At 38.6% G+C, this 23,264-nt stretch carries 20 protein-coding genes; 15 read left to right on the forward strand and 5 right to left on the reverse strand.

All coding sequences use genetic code 11. The features are described 5' to 3' along the window. The first annotated feature begins 93 nt into the window (after positions 1-93). From BLP52_RS04720 to BLP52_RS04735, 4 genes are all read left to right on the forward strand, one after another. Positions 94-1,215 carry a glycosyltransferase gene (locus BLP52_RS04720; RefSeq protein WP_091709111.1) on the forward strand — a complete coding sequence of 374 codons (1,122 nt, stop codon included), beginning with the start codon at positions 94-96 and terminating at the stop codon, positions 1,213-1,215. Between the two features lie 22 nt (positions 1,216-1,237). Beyond that, a complete protein-coding gene (locus BLP52_RS04725) occupies positions 1,238-1,855 on the forward strand; it encodes an acyltransferase (RefSeq protein ID WP_091709113.1) in 618 nt (205 codons plus the stop codon). Positions 1,856-1,920: 65 nt separating this feature from the next. Further along, the gene (locus BLP52_RS04730) at positions 1,921-2,994 is read left to right on the forward strand and encodes a DegT/DnrJ/EryC1/StrS family aminotransferase (RefSeq protein ID WP_091709115.1); all 1,074 of its coding nucleotides are present in this window, start codon (positions 1,921-1,923) and stop codon (positions 2,992-2,994) included. Continuing rightward, positions 2,991-3,995, forward strand: a complete 1,005-nt coding sequence (locus BLP52_RS04735; RefSeq protein WP_091709117.1) for a Gfo/Idh/MocA family protein — start codon at positions 2,991-2,993, stop codon at positions 3,993-3,995. Before BLP52_RS04730 ends, BLP52_RS04735 begins: the two co-directional genes overlap by 4 nt. Positions 3,996-4,033: 38 nt before the next feature. On the opposite strand, the gene gmd is transcribed toward BLP52_RS04735, so the two are convergent. The 4 genes from gmd to BLP52_RS04755 form a co-directional block, all read right to left on the reverse strand. After that, on the reverse strand, positions 4,034-5,002 hold the full coding sequence (gene gmd, locus BLP52_RS04740; protein WP_091709119.1) for a GDP-mannose 4,6-dehydratase: 969 nt from the start codon (positions 5,000-5,002) through the stop codon (positions 4,034-4,036). A 65-nt stretch (positions 5,003-5,067) separates the two neighbouring features. Further along, complete coding sequence (locus BLP52_RS04745; protein ID WP_091709120.1) at positions 5,068-6,435, reverse strand: mannose-1-phosphate guanylyltransferase/mannose-6-phosphate isomerase; 1,368 nt, start codon at positions 6,433-6,435, stop codon at positions 5,068-5,070. Positions 6,436-6,515: 80 nt separating this feature from the next. Further along, positions 6,516-7,796, reverse strand: a complete 1,281-nt coding sequence (locus BLP52_RS04750) for a hypothetical protein (protein WP_154717788.1) — start codon at positions 7,794-7,796, stop codon at positions 6,516-6,518. A 126-nt stretch (positions 7,797-7,922) separates the two neighbouring features. Then, a complete protein-coding gene (locus BLP52_RS04755) occupies positions 7,923-8,888 on the reverse strand; it encodes a lysylphosphatidylglycerol synthase transmembrane domain-containing protein (RefSeq protein ID WP_091709123.1) in 966 nt (321 codons plus the stop codon). A gap of 155 nt (positions 8,889-9,043) precedes the next feature. Between BLP52_RS04755 and BLP52_RS04760 the strand changes: the two genes are divergently transcribed. Further along, positions 9,044-10,618 (forward strand): glycosyltransferase family 39 protein, encoded by a 1,575-nt coding sequence (locus BLP52_RS04760; protein ID WP_091709125.1) that lies wholly within the window; start codon positions 9,044-9,046, stop codon positions 10,616-10,618. Positions 10,619-10,623: 5 nt separating this feature from the next. After that, positions 10,624-11,331, forward strand: coding sequence for a polyprenol monophosphomannose synthase (locus BLP52_RS04765; protein ID WP_091709127.1), 708 nt, complete (start codon positions 10,624-10,626; stop codon positions 11,329-11,331). A 119-nt stretch (positions 11,332-11,450) separates the two neighbouring features. Here BLP52_RS04765 and BLP52_RS04770 read toward each other — a convergent pair whose 3' ends face one another. Beyond that, positions 11,451-12,170 (reverse strand): polyprenol monophosphomannose synthase, encoded by a 720-nt coding sequence (locus BLP52_RS04770; protein ID WP_202905726.1) that lies wholly within the window; start codon positions 12,168-12,170, stop codon positions 11,451-11,453. 181 nt (positions 12,171-12,351) lie between these two features. On the opposite strand from BLP52_RS04770, the gene BLP52_RS04775 reads away from it, so the two are divergent. The 9 genes from BLP52_RS04775 to BLP52_RS04815 form a co-directional block, all read left to right on the forward strand. Next, complete coding sequence (locus BLP52_RS04775) at positions 12,352-13,200, forward strand: sulfide/dihydroorotate dehydrogenase-like FAD/NAD-binding protein (RefSeq protein WP_091709129.1); 849 nt, start codon at positions 12,352-12,354, stop codon at positions 13,198-13,200. After that, positions 13,200-14,570: an NADPH-dependent glutamate synthase gene (gene gltA, locus BLP52_RS04780; protein WP_091709131.1), complete on the forward strand. Its 1,371-nt coding sequence runs from the start codon at positions 13,200-13,202 to the stop codon at positions 14,568-14,570. The genes BLP52_RS04775 and gltA overlap by 1 nt, the downstream gene beginning before the upstream one ends. Positions 14,571-14,705: 135 nt before the next feature. After that, a complete protein-coding gene (locus BLP52_RS04785; RefSeq protein WP_238380720.1) occupies positions 14,706-16,784 on the forward strand; it encodes a phosphoadenosine phosphosulfate reductase domain-containing protein in 2,079 nt (692 codons plus the stop codon). Positions 16,785-16,906: 122 nt separating this feature from the next. Further along, positions 16,907-17,995 (forward strand): AI-2E family transporter, encoded by a 1,089-nt coding sequence (locus BLP52_RS04790; RefSeq protein ID WP_091709133.1) that lies wholly within the window; start codon positions 16,907-16,909, stop codon positions 17,993-17,995. A 101-nt stretch (positions 17,996-18,096) separates the two neighbouring features. Continuing rightward, positions 18,097-20,004, forward strand: a complete 1,908-nt coding sequence (locus tag BLP52_RS04795; protein ID WP_091709135.1) for a threonine--tRNA ligase — start codon at positions 18,097-18,099, stop codon at positions 20,002-20,004. Positions 20,005-20,027: 23 nt separating this feature from the next. Continuing rightward, positions 20,028-20,330, forward strand: a complete 303-nt coding sequence (locus tag BLP52_RS04800; RefSeq protein ID WP_091709137.1) for an acylphosphatase — start codon at positions 20,028-20,030, stop codon at positions 20,328-20,330. Positions 20,331-20,426: 96 nt separating this feature from the next. Beyond that, a complete protein-coding gene (locus tag BLP52_RS04805; protein ID WP_091709139.1) occupies positions 20,427-20,753 on the forward strand; it encodes an acylphosphatase in 327 nt (108 codons plus the stop codon). 73 nt (positions 20,754-20,826) lie between these two features. Beyond that, a complete protein-coding gene (thiI, locus tag BLP52_RS04810; RefSeq protein WP_091709140.1) occupies positions 20,827-22,005 on the forward strand; it encodes a tRNA uracil 4-sulfurtransferase ThiI in 1,179 nt (392 codons plus the stop codon). A 471-nt stretch (positions 22,006-22,476) separates the two neighbouring features. Next, on the forward strand, positions 22,477-23,264 hold a 788-nt coding region (locus BLP52_RS04815), incomplete at its 3' end, for a hypothetical protein (protein ID WP_154717789.1).

A 23,264-nucleotide genomic window follows, 5' to 3' on the forward strand; every position in this document is an offset into this window, starting at 1 on the left:
ATGAGCTAGATTAGGCTATAGATAAGAATTTGTATTGTAAAGTATATTACTCCAAAGAACCTATCTACATTCTATAAATCACAATGATCATCTATGAGCATATTGTTCTTTCTATTGATTTTCACAACAGCAATTCCTGTTGTAGTTTACCTGATATATCTGATAATGGCTCTCAGTTCTAAGTATGTAGCTCCTCCAAAGCTTGATGAGTTGCCTGTGATAAGCATAGTTATCCCTGCTTTTAACGAAGAAGCTGTAATAGAAGACCGTGTAAATAATCTTGCATCAGTTTATCCTGTAGACAAAATGGAAATCATTGTCTCAAACGATGGTTCTTCTGACAACACTGAATCCATTGCTTCAAAGGTTTTAGCTGACCATTCCATTCAGGGAAGAGTCATAACTCATGAAAGGAGTGGTGTCAATAAAGCTATTAACAGAGGTATTGAGCACACAACTCATGATATTGTCGTAATCACAGGTTCAGATGGACTTTTTGATGAGAGAACGATTCCTGATCTGCTTTCAATTCTTCTGAGTAGCCCGGATGTAGGGGCTGTGTCAGGTGATCTTGTTCCTATTGCAAAAGGGGAATCCGTATTCTCTAACTCAGAAGCAGCTTACCGTTCTATTTACGGAAAAATATGTACATGGGAAAGCAAAGTTCATTCCACCTATTGTTTTAATGGTCCGGTTGTTGCATTTAAAAAAGAAGCATCTTCAACTTTAAATACGCGTAGGGGTGCTGATGATGCCAGTATGGCACTGGCTGTGATTAAAAAAGGTTACAAGTGTCAGTATGTACCGACAGCCAAATTCTATGAGTACGTTCCTGACCGCTTCTATGAACAGAGGAGACAGAAAATTAGAAGGGCTACAAGGCTCCTTGAAGCAACGTTTTTTAATAGAGACGTGCTTTCAACAAATTGCGGCAGATTCAAAACCATTGTATTTCCTTTAAGAGTGCTGATGTTTTTCGTAGTTCCAACAATGTTCTTCTTATCAGTAATACTGTGGGTTGTTTATCTATCTCTAATAAATCCTTTGTATGGTATTTCATTGATTATTCTTTTTGTTTTGGCAGTTATGTCAGGCAGTTTAAAGCCAAATGTCCTTTCTTCGTTCATAATTTATCAGGGTTACCTGTTCCTGGGCCTGTTCAATATGTTAAGGGATGTCCATATTTGGGAACCCACTGAAAGAGTAAAAATATGATTTAATAAAGAGCAATGGTCATATGTCAAAACATAATGCTATAATTGGAAAAGAATCAACTGTTCAGGATTTTGTGGAAATAGGTCTTTATCCTGATAATGCTGAAAAGACCTCAATTGGAGATAAATCAGTGATAAGATCACATTCTGTAATATACGGAGGAAACAAGATTGGAAATCGGTTCCAGACAGGACATGGCGCCCTTGTACGGGAGAACAATGTAATTGGTAACAATGTCAGTATTGGTTCTCATTCAGTGGTCGAACGTGAGAATAATATCGGTAATAATGTGAGGATACATTCGAATTGTTTTGTTCCTGAGTTCGTAATAATTGAAGACAATGTATGGATAGGTCCTTCAACCACAATACTCAATGTTCTTCATCCCCCATGTCCTCGTTTTGAGGATTGCGCAAAAAGCGTACGTCTATGTAAGGGTTCAAAGATAGGGGGGAATGTTACCATAGGCCCCAGAGTAACAATTGGTGAGAATAGTCTTATTGGAATGGGTTCTGTTGTTACAAAAGATATACCTGCCAATGTACTGGCATATGGGAATCCTGCAAAAGTTATATGTCGTCTGGATGAGATGACATGTAAAGTAGGTTATTTTGAAGTTCCTTACGAATGGATTGAATAATTTATATATACTGAAGATTATTTATTATCACTACTACTTATTCTTTTTAAAATGAGTTGAGATAAATGCACATCAATCTAAGTGAAATGTACGTTGATGATGAGATTAAAAATACAGTGAACAATGTCCTTGATAGTGGACGATACATAAAAGGTGAGCAACTCCGGTCATTTGAAGAGGAATTCTCTGCCTTTTGCGGAGCAGACTACGGGATTGGTGTGAGTTCTGGTACATCTGCTGTTCTTCTGACGATGATGGCACTGGGAATAAAGGAAGGCGATGAGGTAATTGTTCCTTCTCATACATTCATTGCCACAGCCAGCCCTGCTAAATTCATGGGAGCTACACCTGTTTATGTTGATATTGATCCAATGACCTACACACTGGATCCTGAAAAGCTGGAATCTGTAATTACTGATAATACAAAGGCTATCATTGTAGTCCATCTGTATGGTCATCCGGCTGACATGGACAAGATAATGTCCATTGCCAGTAAGTATGATATATCAGTTATAGAAGACGCATGCCAGTCCCATGCGGCAGAATATAAAGGAAAGCGTACTGGTTCATTGGGTAATATGGCAGCATTCAGTTTCTTTCCTTCAAAGAACATGACAGTAGCCGGGGATGGGGGTATGGTTCTTACATCAGATGAAGAATTGGCAACAAAAATGTCAATGTTAAGGGACCATGGCAGAACAGATAAATATCTCCATGAGATGCTTGGACTAAACCTTAGAATGAGCGAACTGCCTGCATCAATTGGCAGGGTTCAACTAAAACATCTTCCCGAATGGACTAAAGCAAGGAGAAATGTTGCAGAGAAATATACTTCTCTTTTAAAAGGTTTAGTAGAAACGCCTTCTGAGAAAGATTGGGCAAAACATGCTTATTATGTTTACACAATTCAGACTGATGATCGTGATGGATTACAATCACATCTCAACAAGAACGGCATAAGCACTGGTATATATTATCCGGTACCTGTTCACAGGCAGCCATGCATGGAAGCCGGAGTTTGTTCCTTGTCGGAGACAGATGCATGTGTTGACAGGATATTGTCCCTGCCAATGCACCCACAATTATCTGATGAGGAGATTGAGTACATTGCTGAGAAGGTACAGGAGTGGGTAAAATGACCGGTATTGGTGTTATAGGTACTGGTTACTGGGGCAAGAACCATGTTCGTACCTATAGCGAATTAGTTTCTGAAGGTGTTCTTGATCATGTATTGATATGTGATATAAATGAAAAACGTGCAAAGGAACTTGGCAGTGCATTCAATATTGATTATCTGACTAATCACAAAGAACTTATTGACAATCCTGATATTGATGCTGTAAGCATTGTAACTCCTTCTCCGACTCATTTTGAGCTGGCTAAAGAGTTCATGGAAGCCGGGAAGGATGTACTTGTGGAAAAGCCAATGACCATGGATATCGCTGAGGCGAAGGAATTGGTAAGGATATCAGAAGAGACTGGACAGATACTGATGGTTGGACATATATTCAGGCATCACCCTGCTGTAAAGGAATTAAAACACAGGATAAATATAGGTGAACTCGGTACCATCAGGCTTATTTCAAGCAATCGTCTTTCTTTTGGTGCACCGAGGAGTGATATGGGTGTTATATATGCTCTGGGAATACATGAAGTAGATATGTTCTGTTATCTGATGAATGTGGATTATCCGAAAAGTATCCTTGCAGATACCAGATGCACTTTGCAGCCAGAGATAGAAGAAACTGCAATGATATCAATGGAGTTCCATAATGCAACAGCCTATGCGTTCGAAAGCTGGCTGATGCCTGCTTCAGGAAAGCAGAGGGACCTTATTGTAGTGGGTTCGGAAAAGGTGGCAAAGATAGACTATCTGAAACCACAGGAACTTCAGATGTTCGACATACGTATTGCTGAACAGGATTTTGACGGTAAGACAAGTTTTAACGTTGAGAATGAAGGTTCATATACGATTCCAATTCCATACGCTGAACCCTTAAAAGAGGAATTGAAGAATTTTGTAGACTGCATAAGATCACGGTCCAGCCCTCTCTCAGACGGTATCATAGGGATGAGGGCAGTAGAAATGGCAGAAGCAGCCCTTAAGTCTGCTTCGATAAAAAGATCTGTTGAATTTTAATTGGATGTATAAAATGCATCCTTTATTGTTATAGACTTTTATTTTGATTTTTTTAATTTTTCAAGATCTGCATCGACCATCATTTCTACTAGTTCTTTGAATTTGACCTTTGGTTCCCATCCGAGTACGTTCTTTGCTTTTGTAGCATCACCGAGTAGTAGCTGCACTTCTGCAGGTCGGACAAATTTAGGATCAACAACTACATATTTTTCCCAATCCAGCCCTGCTCTTGAAAATGCAAATTCTACTAATTCCTGTACAGAATGTGTTTCTCCTGTGGCAATCACATAGTCATCTGGTTTTTCTTGCTGGACCATACGCCACATAGCATCGACATAATCACCTGCAAATCCCCAATCTCTTCGTGCGTCAAGATTTCCAAGACGAAGTTCATTTGAAAGTCCGTATTTAATGCGTGCGACCCCGTCTGTTATTTTTCTGGTTACAAACTCTATCCCTCTTCGAGGAGACTCATGGTTGAACAAAATTCCATTGCTTATGTGCATGTCATAACTTTCACGATAATTTACACATGCCCAATAACCGAAAACCTTTGAAAAACCATATGGACTTCTTGGATAAAATTTAGTATTCTCTGTTTGAGGTGTTTCTTGAACTTTTCCAAACATTTCACTAGAAGATGCTTGATACATGTGTGCTGAAGGTGCAAGATGCTTCACTGCTTCAAGTACACGTACAACACCTATTCCGGTGACATCAGCTGTATGTACCGGTTGATTCCATGAAGTACCTACAAAGGACTGGGCAGCAAGATTGTAAACCTCATCTGGATCAGACACGCGCATTGCTTCATTAAGGGACGATTGGTCTGTAATATCTCCCTGAATAAGTTCTATACTGTTTATTATGTGATCTATTCTGGATGTGTTAGGGGAACTTAGTCTTCTGAGAATACCATATACATTATATCCTTTATCCAATAGTAGCTCCGCGAGATAAGATCCATCCTGACCGGAAATGCCTGTAATCAATGCATTTTTTGACATGTTTAATCCTCTTCTATAAAATATGCATAATTTTTAGTTACTATCTTTATTTATTGGGTTCAACGTCATGTTCTGCCGTATTCATCATGGAATCTCACAATGTCGTTTTCATCCACGCACTCGCCTAATTGTACTTCTATTATCTCGAGTGGTATCTTCCCATCGTTAGATAGTCTATGTTTTTGCCCTGCTCTGATGAAAGTACTTTCTCCTTGTCTCAGGAAATATTCTTTTCCTTCTACCTCTACTGTAGCCATACCTTTGACGACCACCCAGTGCTCACTTCTGTGATAATGCATCTGCAGGCTCAATTTTTTCTTAGGTAGTACCGTTATGTTCTTTATCTTATGCCGGTCGGAGCTTTCCATTACCGTGTAAGATCCCCATGGCCTATATACAGTCAGAGGTAGAGTGGCACGCACATCTTCTTTCTCTTTCAGATTACTTACGACTTCTTTTACCTTCTGACTGCTCTCTTTCGGACATACAAGTAATGCATCGGGCGTATCTATAACAATCATGTTATTGGTGTCTATAAGTGACACTATCTTATCGAGCTTTGAGTAAATTAGGTTGCCTGATGAATTGATAAGCTCATAATCACAGTTGTATATGACATTACTATTCTCATCCTTGTCAAATTCTTCATAGATTGCATTGAAGTTACCAAGGTCACTCCATCTGTCTTCTATTTTGACCACCGCCACATGGTCTGATTTTTCCATGATTCCATAATCAATGGAAATAGAAGGCATTCTCTCATAGATTTTGCCCACATCCTCTAAAGTCTGGAATATATCATAAATATCAGGGGCATGTTTTTTAAGTTCTTTAAAATATAGATCAGTGTCAAAAAGGAACATCCCACTGTTCCAGAGGCATCCTTCTTGAATATATTTTCTTGCATCGGACATATCTGGTTTTTCCTTAAACTCCGACACTTTGAATCCAATCCCAAGTGGAATGCTTGGTTTGATATACCCATAACCAGTGTGTGGAGATGTAGGCACTATTCCGAAAGTCAATAAGTACTCAGAGGCAAGTAATTCAGCATTCCTGATTGTCACCATTGCATTTTTGTCGAGTATATGGTCAGATGAAAATATTCCGACTACTGATTTTCCAAAGCGTTTTTTGATTTCATATATTCCATAAGAGATTGCAGGAAGTGTATTTCTGCCGATTGGTTCAAGCAGTAGATTGTCTTTCGGAATTTCATATCCTAATTCTTCTATCTGCCCGAGAACAAAGAATTTCTGTGACTCATTCGTTACTATAAATATCTCGGAGATGTCTGATACTTCCAGACATCTGAGAATAGTATCCTGGAAAAATGATCTCTCTTTTAATTTTAAGAATTGTTTTGGATTTTTTTCACGGCTTAACGGCCAAAGACGGGTGCCTGAGCCACCAGCTAGTACAATGGATTTCATGATTTGGGTCCGTATTAGTTATTTATAGTTTTCAAATATCATTGCAATTCTGTAACTTTTAAGTGTATTCTATTTAATTGTCACTGATTCTTATTTTTGTTTGCTGGTCTGTCATCGATTTGCTTTAAAATTGTTATTGCAATCGAAAATAGAATTGCAAACTTTATTGTGAAAAATAAAAAGGGAATAGATAGAAATACATTACCTAATTGATAGTAATGACCATTAGTGTATATTGAATTGTAAAGAAGCGGAAACTCTAGGTAAAACCAAGTTTGACAGAGGTAATGCAATATTACTCCTTTAGATGTATTCAATAAGAATAAGGAAAAAAACGGTGTAATCCATAGGATATATTGTGGGCTGAATACTTGGTTGAGAATGACAAACAGGAATATGCTGGAGAAGATAAAAATGCTTACTGATTTATATGACTTTGAATTCAATTTATAGTATTTGTATAATAAGATGATCTGGCCTATTAGCATGAGCAATGTGGCTGCATTTGCAGGTAATGAAAAATGGCTTATATTGGATAATATATAATTTATGTAATAAATGAAGCTGTGTGCTAAAGGTTCTCTTCCAATTTGTAATTTGTAGGTCTCAATAAACATAGACGGATTATATGCAAAAAAAGGTAGCATGACTGCTATGACTACTGCGGAGGAAATTGCTGCTTTTTTTGCTATGTATGAAAGCGGTTTATTGTTTTGATAATCAAAAATTAAATAATAGGGTATAGCAAAGACCGGGAACCATTTTGCCAGAAATGCCAGTGCTCCCCATATATATCCGGCTGTTTCTCTTTTGTATATGAAGAAGAATAGTGACAACATAAGTAAAAAGCTCGGGAAAGCATCGAATTTCGTTATTACAAAATATGCGGAAGAGAATGATGTAGCATAAAGTATGCCGGATAAAAAAGCACGTTTTTGACTATAATATCTTAGTGCAATGAAGTAAACTAATAATGTTGTCAACATGTCAAGTATAGTCATGAACATCTGGTAAACATTAAGATAAGTATTCAGGTTTTGAGTTATGATAGCAAATATCAGCGGAGTGAGAATCGGAACAAGCGCAAGCTGGGGATATTCGATAGAAAAATCTACATACGGAATCTGACCTTGATACGTATTCAAAGCATAGCCTAAGTATACTGAAATATCAAACAGATCTACAAATGAATTAAATACATTAGTTGTTATAAATATAATGACTATTTTTGTCAATATGGATACAAAAGCGAGTGTAAGGATATCCCGTTTTAATTTTCTTTTCTCTATATTTTCAAGAAGAATACCAAATAGACTATATTTCATGTTTGCATTTCTCTTTCGCGAAACGTTCTTAACCATACTTTTTAGATGTTTATGTCTGATAGATATAGTTTTCCCAAAATCCAATAATTTATTGGATTTACTTTTATAATGTTAAAATATTAACTTCACGATGCAAAAATATCATATAAAAACACATTTGTCTTATTTTTGATTGCTATATATGTATACTATTGATCCAGTCAAGAGTACACTCCAGTAACTTATCAGGCGATCTAGGAGTGCAACAGCAGCTGCAATATTTGTGTCAACTCCCATTATTCCAAGTATAAATACTATAGAAACTTCAACTGCACCTAAACCAGCAGGTGTTAGGGGAATAGCAGTCAGCAAAGATGAAGCCAGGACTACAAATATGATTGCCGGAATGGCTAATTCAAGACCCATTGATTTTGTAACAAGTAAAAATCTGCTGGATTCGAAAAACCATGTTAATGCAGTTGTAACTATTACATAAAGCATTGTCTTTCTGTCTGAAAAGGAATCAAAGATACTGTCATGAAAGTTTATAAAATGAAAATGGAATTTCTCAGGTATTATTCTTAGCATTTTTTCTTTCATAGTTATAAAAAATACGAGCCCAACCATAATTATAACCAATAATATGTAGCCTATTTCTATTGAATGAAATATCTCATCAGGCATTTTATTTTTAAATAGCAGGAATCCGCTAATACTAAGAAGGACAAGTAATAAAAGGATGTCAAATATCCTTTCTATCATTATAGTTCCAATTGTATTTGATATAGGGGTATTAGTTTCTTTTTTAAGTAAGTGACTCCTATAAACATCACCCATTTTTGCAGGTACAATACTATTTGCAAACCATGACAAAAACACCATTTCTGTTACAGACAAAGTTCCAACATTAACATTTATGTTTTTCAGCAGTTTTTTCCATCTAAGTCCACGGATAAGAAATGAAATATAATGAACTACAATTGCCATTATAAATAGAGTCACATTAAGGTTTTTTGATGCTTTAAGAACTTCATTAATATCAATGCTCTTTATTAGAAATGCGATGATAGCAAAAGATACTAAAAAGGAGATTATAGTTTTTTTGTCAATTACATTCCTGTAACTAAAAACTGTTTTATCGTTGTTCATTTATGACCTTCTCTTTATTATTCTGAATAAATAAATAATTATTCTCATGATCTCAGTGGAACTCGATACTGTTAAATACTATGTTTACAACTAATTTTTAAATTATTTTATTGCACATATATAGTTGTTATATTAATAAGTCTCTGTCCCGATGAATGGTTGATATTATGTCCAAAAAAAGCAAACGAAAGTCAAATAATGCTGCTTTATCTAATATAAATGGGGCAGAAAACTCAGCTCTGTCCCTAAAAAATAATGATTTATTTTCTAAGATAAATTTTAATCCTTCCCTATTGATACTATTATTTGTAACTCTTTTGGGTGCTTATCTAAGACTTCATGCTCTAGGATCTGAGTCTATTTGGCTTGATGAAGCAAGCACTTTCAGGATGTCAAATGTTGATTCTATTTCATCTGTCTGGGCAAATGCTATACAAGATCGGCATCCTCCTCTTCATTTTCTTATTATTCATTTCATAACGTTATTCAGTACCTCTGAATTCTGGATACGGTTTCCATCAGCAGTCTTTGGAATACTCAGCATTCCTGCAATATACCTAACTGCAGAGTCTTTATTCCGAAAAAGAGAAGGTATTATCAGTGCCTTTATTCTCTCTATCTCCGTATTCCACATATTTTATTCTCAGGAAGCCAGAATGTACTCACAAATGATGTTTTTTTCATTGCTTACTATTTATTTCCTTTACAGGTCTTCTATTGAGAACAAAAAATGGTTATGGATGAGTTTTTCAGTGTCATCAGCACTTGCTTTCTATTCCTTCTATTACACTATCTTTGTGCTTATTCCTATAGGTATCTTTTATTTAACAATGCAATTGAAAAATTCTTTTAAGGAAAAGAAGATTGTAATTTCCGATATTGGGAATGTAAAGCAATTTGCGCTAAGTATCATTGTATTTCTGGTTCTCATATCTCCGCTTATTGTTCCGTTTATCAGTCAAAGCATTTCAAGAACATCTGATACTCCTACCTGGGGCATGAGTCAGTCTTTCAGCTTTTTCTCTTCCATTCTGCAGCAATTTAGCATAGCAGGCACAGGTTACTATCTATTTTTGCTATTTTTCCTGATTGGCTCTATATTTATGATAAAGAATATAGATCAAAGAGATCAATCTTTGCTTCTGGGATTGTTGTTTATTCTACCTTTTGTTGCAAGTTTCATACTTGCTGGAAAAATGCCATTCTCTTCAAGGTATTTACTTTTCATTTTACCAGTTTATTTTATAGTGATTTCCAGAGGTATTACTGGTGTCGCTGACTTTTTATTTAAACTGGACACTGGTTCGTCTAAAAGGAATGAAACTAATGTAATGAATCTATCATTTGTTGTTTTTGTTCTTTTTATCTTGTTAGTCCTTTCCTTTTCATCAATGTCTATGTATTATTCCAATCCTCAGAAAAATGATTGGCGTAGCACAGTTGATTATTTAAATGAAGTTTCAAGTCCCGGTGATGTTATCGTTTTTCTTCCAGGATACATGACACAACCATTTAAATATTACTATGATTCAGATGATCGAATCATAGAGTCTGCTTCAAATAGTGAAGCTCTAATTAATATAAATTCTAAATATGATTCTAAAATTTGGTACGTCATTACATGGGACATATCTGCAGCTAATCCTGAAGGGGATGCATTAGCTTGGCTTAATGAAAATGCAGTAATGGTTAATCAGATAACTGGAATATATATCATGACCAACAGGTAGGTATTATGACAGGTATAAGTGTTATTATTCCCACATATAATGAGTCAGAGAATGTAGTCAACATGATTGATATCCTTGAAGATGTTCTCACTAAGTCTTCAATTAAATTTGAGATTGTTGTGGTAGATGATGATTCCCCAGATGGGACAGCAGATATTGCAAGAAAAAAACAAGAATTGTATAACAACCTGAAAGTTATTGTAAGAACAACTGATAAAGGTCTTTCACAGGCAGTTGTGGAAGGCTTTAATCATTGTTCACATGAGATTATTTCAGTAATTGATTGTGATTTCAGTCATCCTCCTGAGTTACTTCCAGTTTTCTTTAATAAAATAGAAGATGGTTGTGATGTTGTATTTGGTACAAGGTATGCGGGTTCAGGAGAGATTCAAGGATGGGGACTAAAAAGAAAACTAATCTCAAGGGGTGCTACACTTCTGGCTAATATATTAGTTGGGGGATCTACAGATCCTGTAAGTGGATTTTTCATGATGAAAAAATCAGTAGTTTCAGGTTCTGACCTCAAACCCAGGGGTTATAAAATAGGATTGGAGATACTTGGTAAAGGCAATTGGAACAAATATTGTGAGATTCCATACGTTTTTAGAAACAGGGAAGTTGGAGAAAGTAAACTTGGAATTAAGGAGATAGTTGATTACATTTTCCAATTATTCGATATTGCGGCATACAAAATAAAGAATATGAATTCATAAATATTGGGATGTGCATAATTTGTATTTCATGAATTTATTCTAAATATCATCTGTCAAACTGATTTCAAAATCGGATTGTAGTTAAAAAAGATAAGATCAATTCTTATTTGAAAGAATGATCAATGCTGAAATCTCAATCTTAAGATGGTCATAAAAAACTTGGCCATCTCATTTTTTGAAAGTTTAGAACTGCCAAGTGTCCTATCTACAAAAATAATGGGTGTTTCTCCAATTTTAAATCTTTTTCTTTTACAGTAATAAAGTATCTCTTCCAAAAAAGAATATCCATTTGATTTAATAACATCAAGGTCCAATTTCTGAAGTACATTTCTGGAATAACATCTGTAACCTGTGGTCATATCGTTTATTTTTATTCCAAGAATCGTGCTAGCGAGCATATTTGCTCCTTTGCTCACAATTTTCCGATGAAGTCCCCAATTTTTGACCCCACCACCTTTTACATATCTTGAGCCAACGATTATGTCATATCCTCGATTATGCAGTTTAACAAAATCGGGTAAATATTCAGGATTATGTGACAAATCAGAATCCATTGAAAATATAAGGTCCGCATTGAGCTTATCAAGTGAGTATTTAAATCCTGCTATGTGTGCAGTTCCTATTCCTAGTTTTCCACTTCTGTGTATTACATGAACCAATGGCTTGTAATAAACAGCAAGTTCATCGGCAATTTTGCCAGTTCCATCGGGAGAGTTATCATCAACTATCACAATATTTCCTTGTATATTGTTTGAATTGAATATTTCAATCAACTTGTCTACAAGAATTTGAATATTTTCTTTTTCATTATATGTTGGTATAACAACAGAGATTAACAAATTATTCCCTCTCAATCACGGTAATGTTAGAATGATGTTATATGTATATATTAGTCACTATTATATCTGGATTTATTCTATTATTAAACATCTTAGCATCTCAATTCTTAAGTACTATAAACCTAATCATACCCTCACATTTACCCATAATTTCCCATCCAAATTTCTAAAATGTGATCACATGTCATACCAGATTGTAGAGAAAAAAGAGATTGCACCATCAGTGCACATGATGAAGATCAAAGCACCTGATGTTGCCAGAGCCGCAAAGGCAGGTCAGTTTATTATATTACGTATTGACGAGACCAGCGAAAGAGTCCCACTGACCATTGCTGATTTTGATGCAAATGAAGGTACAGTTACTATAATTTTCCAGGAAATGGGCAAGACAACAAAGCAGCTCGCAAATATGTCAGCTTCAGACGAGCTTCAGGACTTTGTCGGACCTCTGGGAACCCCTGCAGATGTCAGGGAACTTGGAACCGTTATTCTAGTAGGCGGAGGAGTAGGAATTGCTCCTGTATATCCACAGGTTAAAGCATACCGTGAAGCTGGCAACAAGGTCATATCCGTAATCGGTGCAAGGAACGAGAGTCTTCTTATCCTTGAAGATGAGATGAGAGAAGCAAGTGACGAACTTCATGTCGCAACAGACGATGGTTCAAAAGGCCACCACGGTTTTGTTACAGATGTCGTCAAGAATATCCTTGATAGCGGTGAAGAAGTTGCAAGAATTGTAGTTATTGGTCCTCCGATTCTCATGAAGGTAGCAGCAGGTATGACTGAACCTTATGGCGTTGAGACAATTGTAAGTCTTAATCCTATTATGATAGACGGAACCGGTATGTGTGGCGGATGCAGAGTGTCTGTTGGCGGAGAGACAAAATTCGCATGTGTTGACGGTCCGGAATTTGACGCACACAAAGTTGACTTCAATCTGCTTATGAGCCGTCTGGCGTTATACAGAAGTGAAGAATCAAAGTGTCAGGAAAACTACGATCACAAATGTACCTGCAGAGGTGAGAACTAATGGTAGACAGACAGGCAATGCCATTGCAGGATCCTGAGGAAAGAGCACAGAACTTCGATGAAGTTGCACTCGGTTACACTGATGAAATGGCCCTTGCAGAAGCTTCCAGGTGTCTTGAATGTAAGAATCCCAAATGTGTAGACGGATGTCCTGTAAACATCGACATTCCTGGATTCATAGCCCGCATAAAGGCAGAGGACTTTGACGGTGCCATTGAGACTATCAAACTTACCAATGCGCTTCCTGCTGTTTGTGGACGCGTATGTCCACAGGAAGTCCAGTGCGAGGAATTGTGTGTACTGGCAAAGAAGGGAGCGCCAGTTGCAATTGGCAGACTCGAGCGTTTCTGTGCTGATTACGAAAGGAAAAAAGGTGTAAATCCACCAGTTCGTCCAGAATCCTCCGGCAAGAGGGTTGCTGTAATTGGTGCAGGTCCGGCAGGACTTACAGCAGCAGCAGATCTGGCAAAAGAAGGCCATGAAGTTACGATATTTGAATCACTCCATAACACCGGCGGTGTGCTTACATACGGAATTCCTGAATTCAGACTTCCAAAGGCAATCGTAAAGGAAGAGGTTGAGTATATCAAGCAGCTTGGCGTTGATGTCAAGGTTGACTATGTTATCGGAAAGATAAAGACCCTTGATGAGCTCAGGAAAGAGTATGATGCTGTTTTTCTTGGAACTGGTGCAGGGCTTCCAAAGTTCATGGGCATTGAGGGAGAGAACCTTAATGGTGTTTACTCAGCAAACGAGTTCCTTACAAGGGTTAACCTGATGAAGGCTTACCAGTTCCCTGACTATGATACTCCTATCAAGAGAGGAAAGAATGTCATTGTAGTTGGCGGTGGAAATGTTGCAATGGATGCTGCAAGAAGTGCACTTCGCCTTGGTGCAGATGAAGTAAGCATTGTCTATCGTCGCGGTGAAGATGAACTTCCTGCAAGGAAAGAAGAAATTGAGAATGCAAAGGAAGAGGGCATTGTCTTCAGGCTTCTGACTAACCCTACAAGGATTATTGAGGGTGAGAACATGACCGTCAATGGCGTGGAATGCATAAAGATGAAACTTGGAGAGCCTGATGAGTCCGGTCGTAGAAGTCCGGTTGCCGTAGAAGGTTCTGAGCATGTGATACCTGCTGACATCGTCATCATTGCCATTGGAACTTCTCCAAACCCGATGATATTCTCTGGTTCAGAGGGACTTGATACTAATTCCAGAGGTACCATTATAGTTGATGAATCCGGCAAGACTTCACTGGATAATGTCTATGCAGGTGGCGATGCTGTCACAGGTGCTGCAACAGTCATCAGTGCGATGGGCGCGGGCAAGGTTGCTGCAAAGGCGATCAATGAGTATCTCAGCAATTGAGGCTATTATTTATAACTCAATTATCCGGTTTTAACCGGGTTTTCTTCATTTTTCGTTATTTAAATCATTATTTCTGTAATTTTCTTCATTTTTCGTTTTCTTTCCCGGACAGTTTTTTAAGCTGGTGAGCGCTACATGGTATCAATGAAAAAAGGCAAATCCTCTTCCAGCAGTTCTGGAAAATCCAGCAGACAAAGTAGTTCTTCCGGTAAGTCTCATGTGATAAGTGCAGGTTCACTTTCATCCGGATACAGGAAGTCTCCCGGTCATTCACATAAACTGGATAGGGGAACAAGCCGCAGTAAAGCAGTTCAGAAGTATGCCAACAATGAAAAAGATTACATATTCTGGTGTCAGGAATGTAATGTACCAATTATCGAAAAGGAATGTGGGGTTTGTGGCAGTGAAGGGAAAAAGATTGACCTGTCACAGCCTGCAGATGTGAGGTTCTGTTCCCCACACGAAAGGGAAGTTCTCCATGATGTTCTGATTGGTGAATTTGGGGCTGATCCTCTGGGTGGCAGGATAATCCTGTTAAACAAGATACCGGGGGATGACAAGACTGATGAGGTCATAGTTGATGCTTTTGTGTTCGGTATTCTTCGTTTTGACATGCAAAAGATGGATTATGTATTTGAACCCTCTGTGTTAGGTGCCCACATACTTCTTGGGAATACGGAACAGAAAACAGTTGTTCTGAAAAAGAATTCCAGGCATCTTAATGGAAAGAAGGTCCGTTACGACATGGTTGATTCCATGTCAGATGACATCAGGGAAAACGATACTGTCCTGATAAGGTCGGGTAATCTCACAGGATTTGGTATATCTTTACGTGATTCAAAAGAAGCACCTTCGTTTGATGGTCCTGTGCTAAGGGTCAGAAAAGTGGACTCTCAACACGTTTTATTGAACCAGAAAGTTCCAGTCATGGATGATGTGGTGACTGCAAATGTACCTCACATTCGAAAGCTTGGCAGGAATGCAATGAATACCATAAAGGGAATTGCAAACCAGAAAGAGTACAAAGCTCTCCCGGTTAATGTCTCATTCAGTGGCGGAAAGGACAGTCTTGTGGTGCTTGATCTTACTGTGAGTGCATTGAGGAATCAGAACAATAGGGAAATCAGTGCTTTCTTCCTCAACACTGGTATAGAATTTCCTGAAACCGTGGAATTTGCCCACAATTATTGCAGGGACAAAGGAATAAAGCTTATTGAAAAAAGGGCAGCTTCGGATTTCTGGGACAATGTGGATGCATTTGGTCCTCCTGCAAAGGACTTTCGCTGGTGCTGTAAGATATGCAAACTTGCACCTGCAAACGAAGCAATAGAAGAATGCCTGGCAAAAGCTCCTACATGTATAACAGTTGACGGAAAACGCAGGTATGAATCCTTCTCAAGGGCACGCATCTCTACTAGTGAGAACAATCCATTTGTACCCGGGCAGCTCAATATTTTCCCAATTAAGGATTGGAAAGCAATCGAGGTGTGGCTTTATCTCTACTGGAGAAAGCTAGACTATAATCCTCTTTACGACTTAGGTTTTGAAAGAGTTGGCTGTTATCTTTGTCCGGCATCCCTTTCAGCAGAATACCAGCGTTTAAAGGACTTACATCCCGAATTACATGGAAAGTGGGAAGCATTCCTCATGCAATGGGCAAAGAAGAACGGTCTGTCAGATCCATTTATCGAACACGGGCTCTGGAGGTGGAAGGAACTTCCTCCCAAGATGATCAAACTCTGTGAGGAAATGGGTATATCTGCCTGCGCAACTTTAGTAGAGTCACAGTTCAGTATAAACATCACATCAGGTATATCTCCATGCAAGGCAGGAGGTTATACGATCGAAGCTTCAATACACGGTTTTTCCATGAAGAAAACCAGGGATGTAATGAACATACTGGGGAAAACCGTATTTTCAGAGGAGCTTGGTCTTCTTATGGTCCGGGAAAAAACTTCAACGATAAAGATATTCTCATCAGGTAATGTTGTTGTGAACTCAGATGACAAATCCCTGGCAGACTCTGTTTTTGCAGAAACCTCGCGTCAGTTGTTGAAAGCTCACAGGTGTACAGGGTGTGGGATATGTATCAAAGCCTGTCCTGTTAATGCAGTTTCAATTGATAACGGGCATGTAATCATAAATGAGAATTGCATCCATTGTGGCAAATGTACTGATTCCTGTGTTGTTCTAAGATATGAAAACAAGCTATGATGAATCTTGCACAATTTTCTATAGCTCAGTAAATTCATGTATTGTAATTATGGGGAGTATAGGGATGAATTATTAATAGCTTAAATATTATATAAACAAACAAGAATCTTTGTAGGTTAAAAATGGTTAATAACGCAGATGGAATTTCCCGTATTATTGCTGCAAAATGGAAAATAGCTTCCTTCGTGGTAGTTTTGCTTCTTTTCCTCCTGTTTTGCTATATACTATTCCCTCTCGCTGATGGTATTGTGCTTGGACTTGTATTTGCCTATATAGCACGTCCCATCTTCATGAAATTCAGACGTTTCAGACGGGTAGGTGCCCTCATAGCAACACTATGTATCGTAGTTCCTGTCGTATTTATTATTGGTTCCGGTATAGTGGAGATATTTCGTCAGATAGTATGGGTATTCGAGAACCAGTCTTATGTAATGAACACAAGTCTTGACATTTTAAGATCCATCGATATCCCCGCCAGATATAGCAATGATGTGCAGCAAATTGTATGGAATATCTCAACCTCTATCCTGCCATTACTTGGAAGAATAGGGCTTATTTCATATGCCCGTAACCTGGTGATGTTCAGTATTAATCTTTTCCTTGCTATATTTCTGTGTTATTTTCTGCTGGCAGATGGCGATGGTCTCTACAGGGCAGTATTTAAAGTAGTTCCTTCCGGACATAAACAGGAATTTGAACGTTTTGTGCTACATCTTGATGTGATACTGCAGGGGATTTTTGTAGGAAACGCTTCAGCAGCATTAATTGTTAGTGTCCTGTCTTTGATTGTGTTCTATGCGTTTGGTTTTACTCATATACTGGCACTTTCAGCTCTTATATTCGTGGCATCGGTAATTCCGATGTTTGCGGGTTACATGGTTCTATTGGTGCTCTCCGCTTATCGATATATGCAACAGGGACTTGAAAGTGCCGTCGTGTTCTTTATTGTTGCATCCATTGTAATTTATGCACCACCGGAACTTGTCCTGCGCCCATATCTTGCAAGTATTAAGTCCCAGATCCATCCATTCCTTATTCTTCTGGCTTTCCTTGGTGGTGGTTTTGTAGGTGGTGTTGCCGGTTTCTTCCTGGCTCCTATAGTACTTGGTGCAATTATTGCGGCATACAGGGTGTACGTAAATGATAACACTGCTATCTGCTCACAGATGAACATGTCAATCTGCAAGGATAATGCTGAATCAAAGGACTAAGCGAATAGGATTTTAATCCATCCTTGTATCTGATTTTTGTGAATTGAAAAAGGTTAATAAGGATTGGTCTAATAAGGTAGCAGAATCTTAAAGGTGATTTTATGCAGTTATTACTTATCCATTCTGATTATATTGAATATGAAGTGAAAAAAAGCACTCCGGTAGCTGAAAAGATTGAAGATTCCTTTAAACAGGGAAGACTCGAGGAGGCTCTTACAGCTTTCATAGCAGTCGAAAAGGTCGACGAGGCAAATGTCGAAGGTGCTATTTCCAAGGCAGTAGAAGAGATAAAGAGTGTGGCCACACAGGTAAAGGCTGAGAACATCATGGTATACCCGTATGCTCATCTGAGTTCAGATCTTTCTTCTCCAAAAGCAGGTGTTGCAGTCCTTAAAGGCATTGAAGATGCACTTTCAGGTGATTTCACTGTTAAAAGAGCACCATTTGGCTGGTACAAGGCATTCAAGATAAGCTGTAAAGGACACCCGCTTTCTGAACTGTCACGCTCTATTGTTCCGGACGAATCAACTGGAACAGAGTCTTCAGCTTGTGGTGAAGTTGTTAAAGAGGAAGTTGTATCTGAAGCTCTTAAGGCAGAGAGCACTGCTAAATCCTACTGGCATGTCCTGACTCCAGATGGTGAACTTCATGATGCCACTACTTTTGATTTCACAGGTCATGACAACCTTGGAAAGTTTGTGGATTACGAGATTTCCAAGAAGAGGGCTGTTGAAAAAGCACCACCACATGTGGAACTAATGCGCAGACTGGAGCTGGCAGACTATGAGCCCGGGTCAGATTCCGGTAACATGCGTTACTATCCGAAAGGACGCCTCATGAAATCACTCCTTGAGAACTATGTACTCGAGGAAACTTCGAAGGTTGGTGCAATGGAGGTAGAAACACCTCTGATGTACGATATGAACCACCCAACCCTGAAGAAATATCTTGACAGATTCCCAGCACGTCAGTATTCAATTGAGTCTGACAAGAGACAGATGTTTTTGAGATTTGCCGCATGTTTCGGTCAGTTCCTTATGAACCACGACATGACCATTTCCTACAAGAATCTGCCACTTAAGATGGTTGAGATGACCAGGTACAGTTTCAGGAAGGAACAGCGTGGTGAACTCGTAGGTCTTAGAAGGCTCAGGGCTTTCACTATGCCTGATATGCACAGTCTCTGTGCTGATATGGAAGGTGCAATAGACCAGTTCGGCAAGCAGTACAACATGTGTATTGCTGTCCTTGACAAAATTGGTATTAAGGTAGATGACTTCGAGGTTGCTATCAGGTTTACCAGAGATTTCTATAATGAGAACAAGGATTTCATCACACACCTTGCAAAGACCGTGGATAAACCGGTACTTGTGGAGATGTGGGACACCCGTTTCTTCTATTTCGTGCTTAAATTCGAGTTCAACTTTGTTGATGCTCTTGCAAAGGCAAGCGCACTCTCAACTGTACAGATAGATGTTGAAAATGCTGAAAGGTATGACATCAATTATATCGACTCAGATGGAAGTGCCAACAGGCCGGTAATTCTTCACTGCTCACCAAGCGGTGCAATAGAGCGCTGTATCTATGGTCTTCTTGAGAAAGAGGCAATGAAGGCTGAAGAAGGTGGAGTCCCAATGCTTCCACTCTGGTTATCTCCAACTCAGGTAAGAGTTCTTCCAATAGCAGAGAAACACATGGATTATGCCATGCAGGTTGCTGACAAACTTAACTGCCGTGTTGATATCGATGACAGGGAAGACACGGTTGGTAAGAAGATACGTGAGGCAGGTCGTGAATGGATTCCATATGTTGTTGTTGTAGGTGACAGCGAAGTAGAGAACGGCACTGTCAATGTGACAATTCGTGCAGAATCTGAGCCAAAGAAACCTGTGAAGGTTGAAATGACTCCTGAAGAACTTAATGCAAGGATCGCCGCTGAAACCGAAGGCATGCCGTACAAGGGACTTTGCCTTGCAAAGATGCTTTCACAGAGGCCAAAATTCTTATAAGCTCGTTCTGCAAATTTAAGTGTATGCAGGATAACTTATTCAAAGCAGGGGATATTTCCTCTGCAACAATAGTTGTTACCGGGAGAGTTCAGGGAGTTTATTTCCGCAGGTTCACCGTGGATAATGCACAAAAACTCGGACTTGTCGGTTTTGCCAGAAATCTGCCTGACGGCAGGGTTGAGGTATTTGCAGAAGGCAAAGCAACCTCTATTCAGAACCTCATTGACTTCCTGCACATAGGTCCTGCTCTTGCAAATGTTGAGGATGTTAGCGTTGAGTGGTCAGAATCTACAGGCGAGTATACTGATTTTTCAATAAAGCGCTAGATTTCTCTATTTTTCTTCATTTTATCTTTTTTGTTCTATTTTCCTTAGATTTTTCGGTTCAAAAATATTATATCCCCGCTACACATATTTATCTCTATGTCAGATGAAAATCAAAAATCTGGTAACTTCTCCGCTGCAACGATTCTGGTAAAGCTCAGAAGCTCAAAAGGAGATTTCCATGAATATGCAGCTAAAAATGCCAGGCAACGTTCTTTAAATGGTTATTCTCAGGAACTTTCTGATGGCTTGTATAAGATCTTCGTTGAGGGAGATAAGTCCTCTATACAGGCACTTATTGGTTATATGGAAATGAACAAAACATTTGATAAAATAGATACAGTAGCAGTGGATGATGTTATTGTATCCTGGTCTTCCTATTCTTCAACTTATTCTGATTTTAGTATAAAGGAATTACAAAGCTGATCTTTTTCATGTTTATCTTTTCAAAATTACTTTTTCCGATTACCTTTAATAGTCTAAAGTTGATTGCTAATCAATGGAAAACGTTATCATTGTAAGATATGGTGAACTTGCCTTAAAAAGTACAGGCGTTCGCAACTGGTATGAGAAAACCCTGGTAAAGAACATATCAGCGATGCTGGATCATCGTGGTATTCCTTATTCTGCTATATCTCGTGAATGGGGAAGGATATTCATTAAAAGTGATGATTTAAGGGCTGCAAAAGCAGCAGCTGATGTATTTGGAGTTGTTTCCACGTCATTTGCACAGGTCACTGATGCTACGATTAAAGCAGCAGGAGCTTTGTGCGCAGAACTTGCAGATGGATATGTCTCTGAAGGTCAGTCTTTTGCAATCAGGGCAAGACGTACAGGCAATCACTCATTTTCTTCACGTGATATCGGAATGAAATGTGGAGATGCTGTCTGGCAGATGCTTGAATCAAAAGGCTTCACACCTTCAGTTGATCTTACAAATCCTGACAGGGAAATATTTGTGGAAATGCGCCAGAGTAAGTCTTATGTATTCACAGAAACTGAAGAAGGTGTTGGAGGTCTGCCACTGGGAACTCAGGGTAAGATGATCTCACTTGTATCCGGTGGTATCGATTCGCCTGTTGCTACATGGCTTATGATGAAACGGGGAATAGAGGTAATTCCGGTTTACTGTAATAACACTCCTTTTAATGATGATCGTGCCCACAATCGAACAATGGATTGCCTAAAAGCGCTTCAGGAATGGTGTCCGGGTCATTCTTTTAAATATTATGAAGTTCCGCACGGTGAAAATCTCCAGTCTTTTATCGATAATTGTTCAAAGAACAAGACCTGTCTGTTATGTAAACGCACAATGTACAGGATTGCATTGAAGATCATGGAAAAGGAAGGTGCAGCAGGAATTATTACCGGCTCTTCCATTGGACAGGTTGCTTCTCAGACAACATATAATATGTATGCTGAACTTTACGGTCTTTGTATACCGCTGTATCATCCACTGATAGCTTTCGATAAAAATGAGATAATTGACATTGCAAGAAAAATAGGGACATATGAAATATCTATTCGTGAAACTGGTGGATGCGGGGCTGTACCAGTACATCCTGAAGTGAAAGCAGCAATGGATTCAATGATTGTTGAGGAAGCTAAGATAGGTATTGAGGAACTTGTGGATGCTTCTGTAGAAAATGCCCATATATCCAGAATTGATAAGGAGTAATTAAACCGTGTGTATGTGTGGATTGCACTTTCTTATCTTTCTGTGAGTATTTTGCACAATTATATGCCCACAAATTTTATTTTTAATTACTATATTTTTATTATTATTGATTAACAGCTTACTGATTTCATCATATTATCATAATTATGTTGATTTTTGGAAGTAATACAAAATACTTATATACTATCATTAACAATGCACATTTAGGCGCACAAACTCACAGCAAAGTGAATTTTTAGCACAAATTTCATCCTTTATCTCTCGTCCATTCCCTCAATTATTCCCGTGCGCCTAAACTCTTTTTAGATATGATCTCTAATAGATCTCTTTTAATATTTTAATCCTCATCTGTTATGTTTTATATTTGTCTGATCTTTCCTTTTTCAGTTGAGAGCAACTCTTATATAAATATCTAGCATATAATAATCTTGTAATTATAATTATATCAATACTTCTGATCAGTTGGTTTTTATGAGTGAACTTCCATGGGAGAATAAAAAGATAGCAGAGATCATGTCTTCTGTTGAAGATGAGCAATCTTCTGCAAATGCATCCGGCGAAAAAAAGAGTTCTACACCACCGATTCCCGACATACTGGCAAATGCTTTTGCCGACATACCAATGGAAGAGGCAAAAATAGAGATATCTGAGGAAAATCCGTCCTCAACAGAGGCAGAGGTGCCACAGGCAGCTTTTCCATCATTTGGTGATCTTCCAGACCTTTCAGCATTAGGTAACACTCCTCCAAATGTTCCTCTTTCAGAGGAAAAAGAAGCTCCTCTGGAGATGCCGCCATTTATGAATTCACCACCAAATGCAGATGAGTTAGGTATGATCCCACCTTTGAATCAATCTCCAGAGTCATCTCCGACTATGGAAAAGCCTGCAAAGAAAAGGTCTCCACCTCCATTATTTGAACCTTTTATCAACTCAGATGAACCATACGAATCATCTTCTCCTGAAGTTGGCGAATCTGCTCTACCTTTTTCCCCTGAACCGATTCAGTCACAGCCAATCGACGCACAGGTGGAAGTTCCTCCGTTTCCAACGTCAGATACCCCAGTTTCTACTGGTGCCCCTGTAGAATCCAATCCCTTTGAGTCTACACCTGATGCAATTCCTCCTGTCAATCCATTTGCTTCAGCCGGCGGTCCTGTAGAATCTAATCCCTTTGAATCTACTCCTGATGCAATTCCCCTTGGCAATCCTTTTACTTCAGCCGGCGGTTCTGTAGAATCTAATCCCTTTGAGCCTACACC

This window comes from Methanolobus vulcani, from assembly GCF_900100715.1.
GTDB lineage: Archaea > Halobacteriota > Methanosarcinia > Methanosarcinales > Methanosarcinaceae > Methanolobus > Methanolobus vulcani.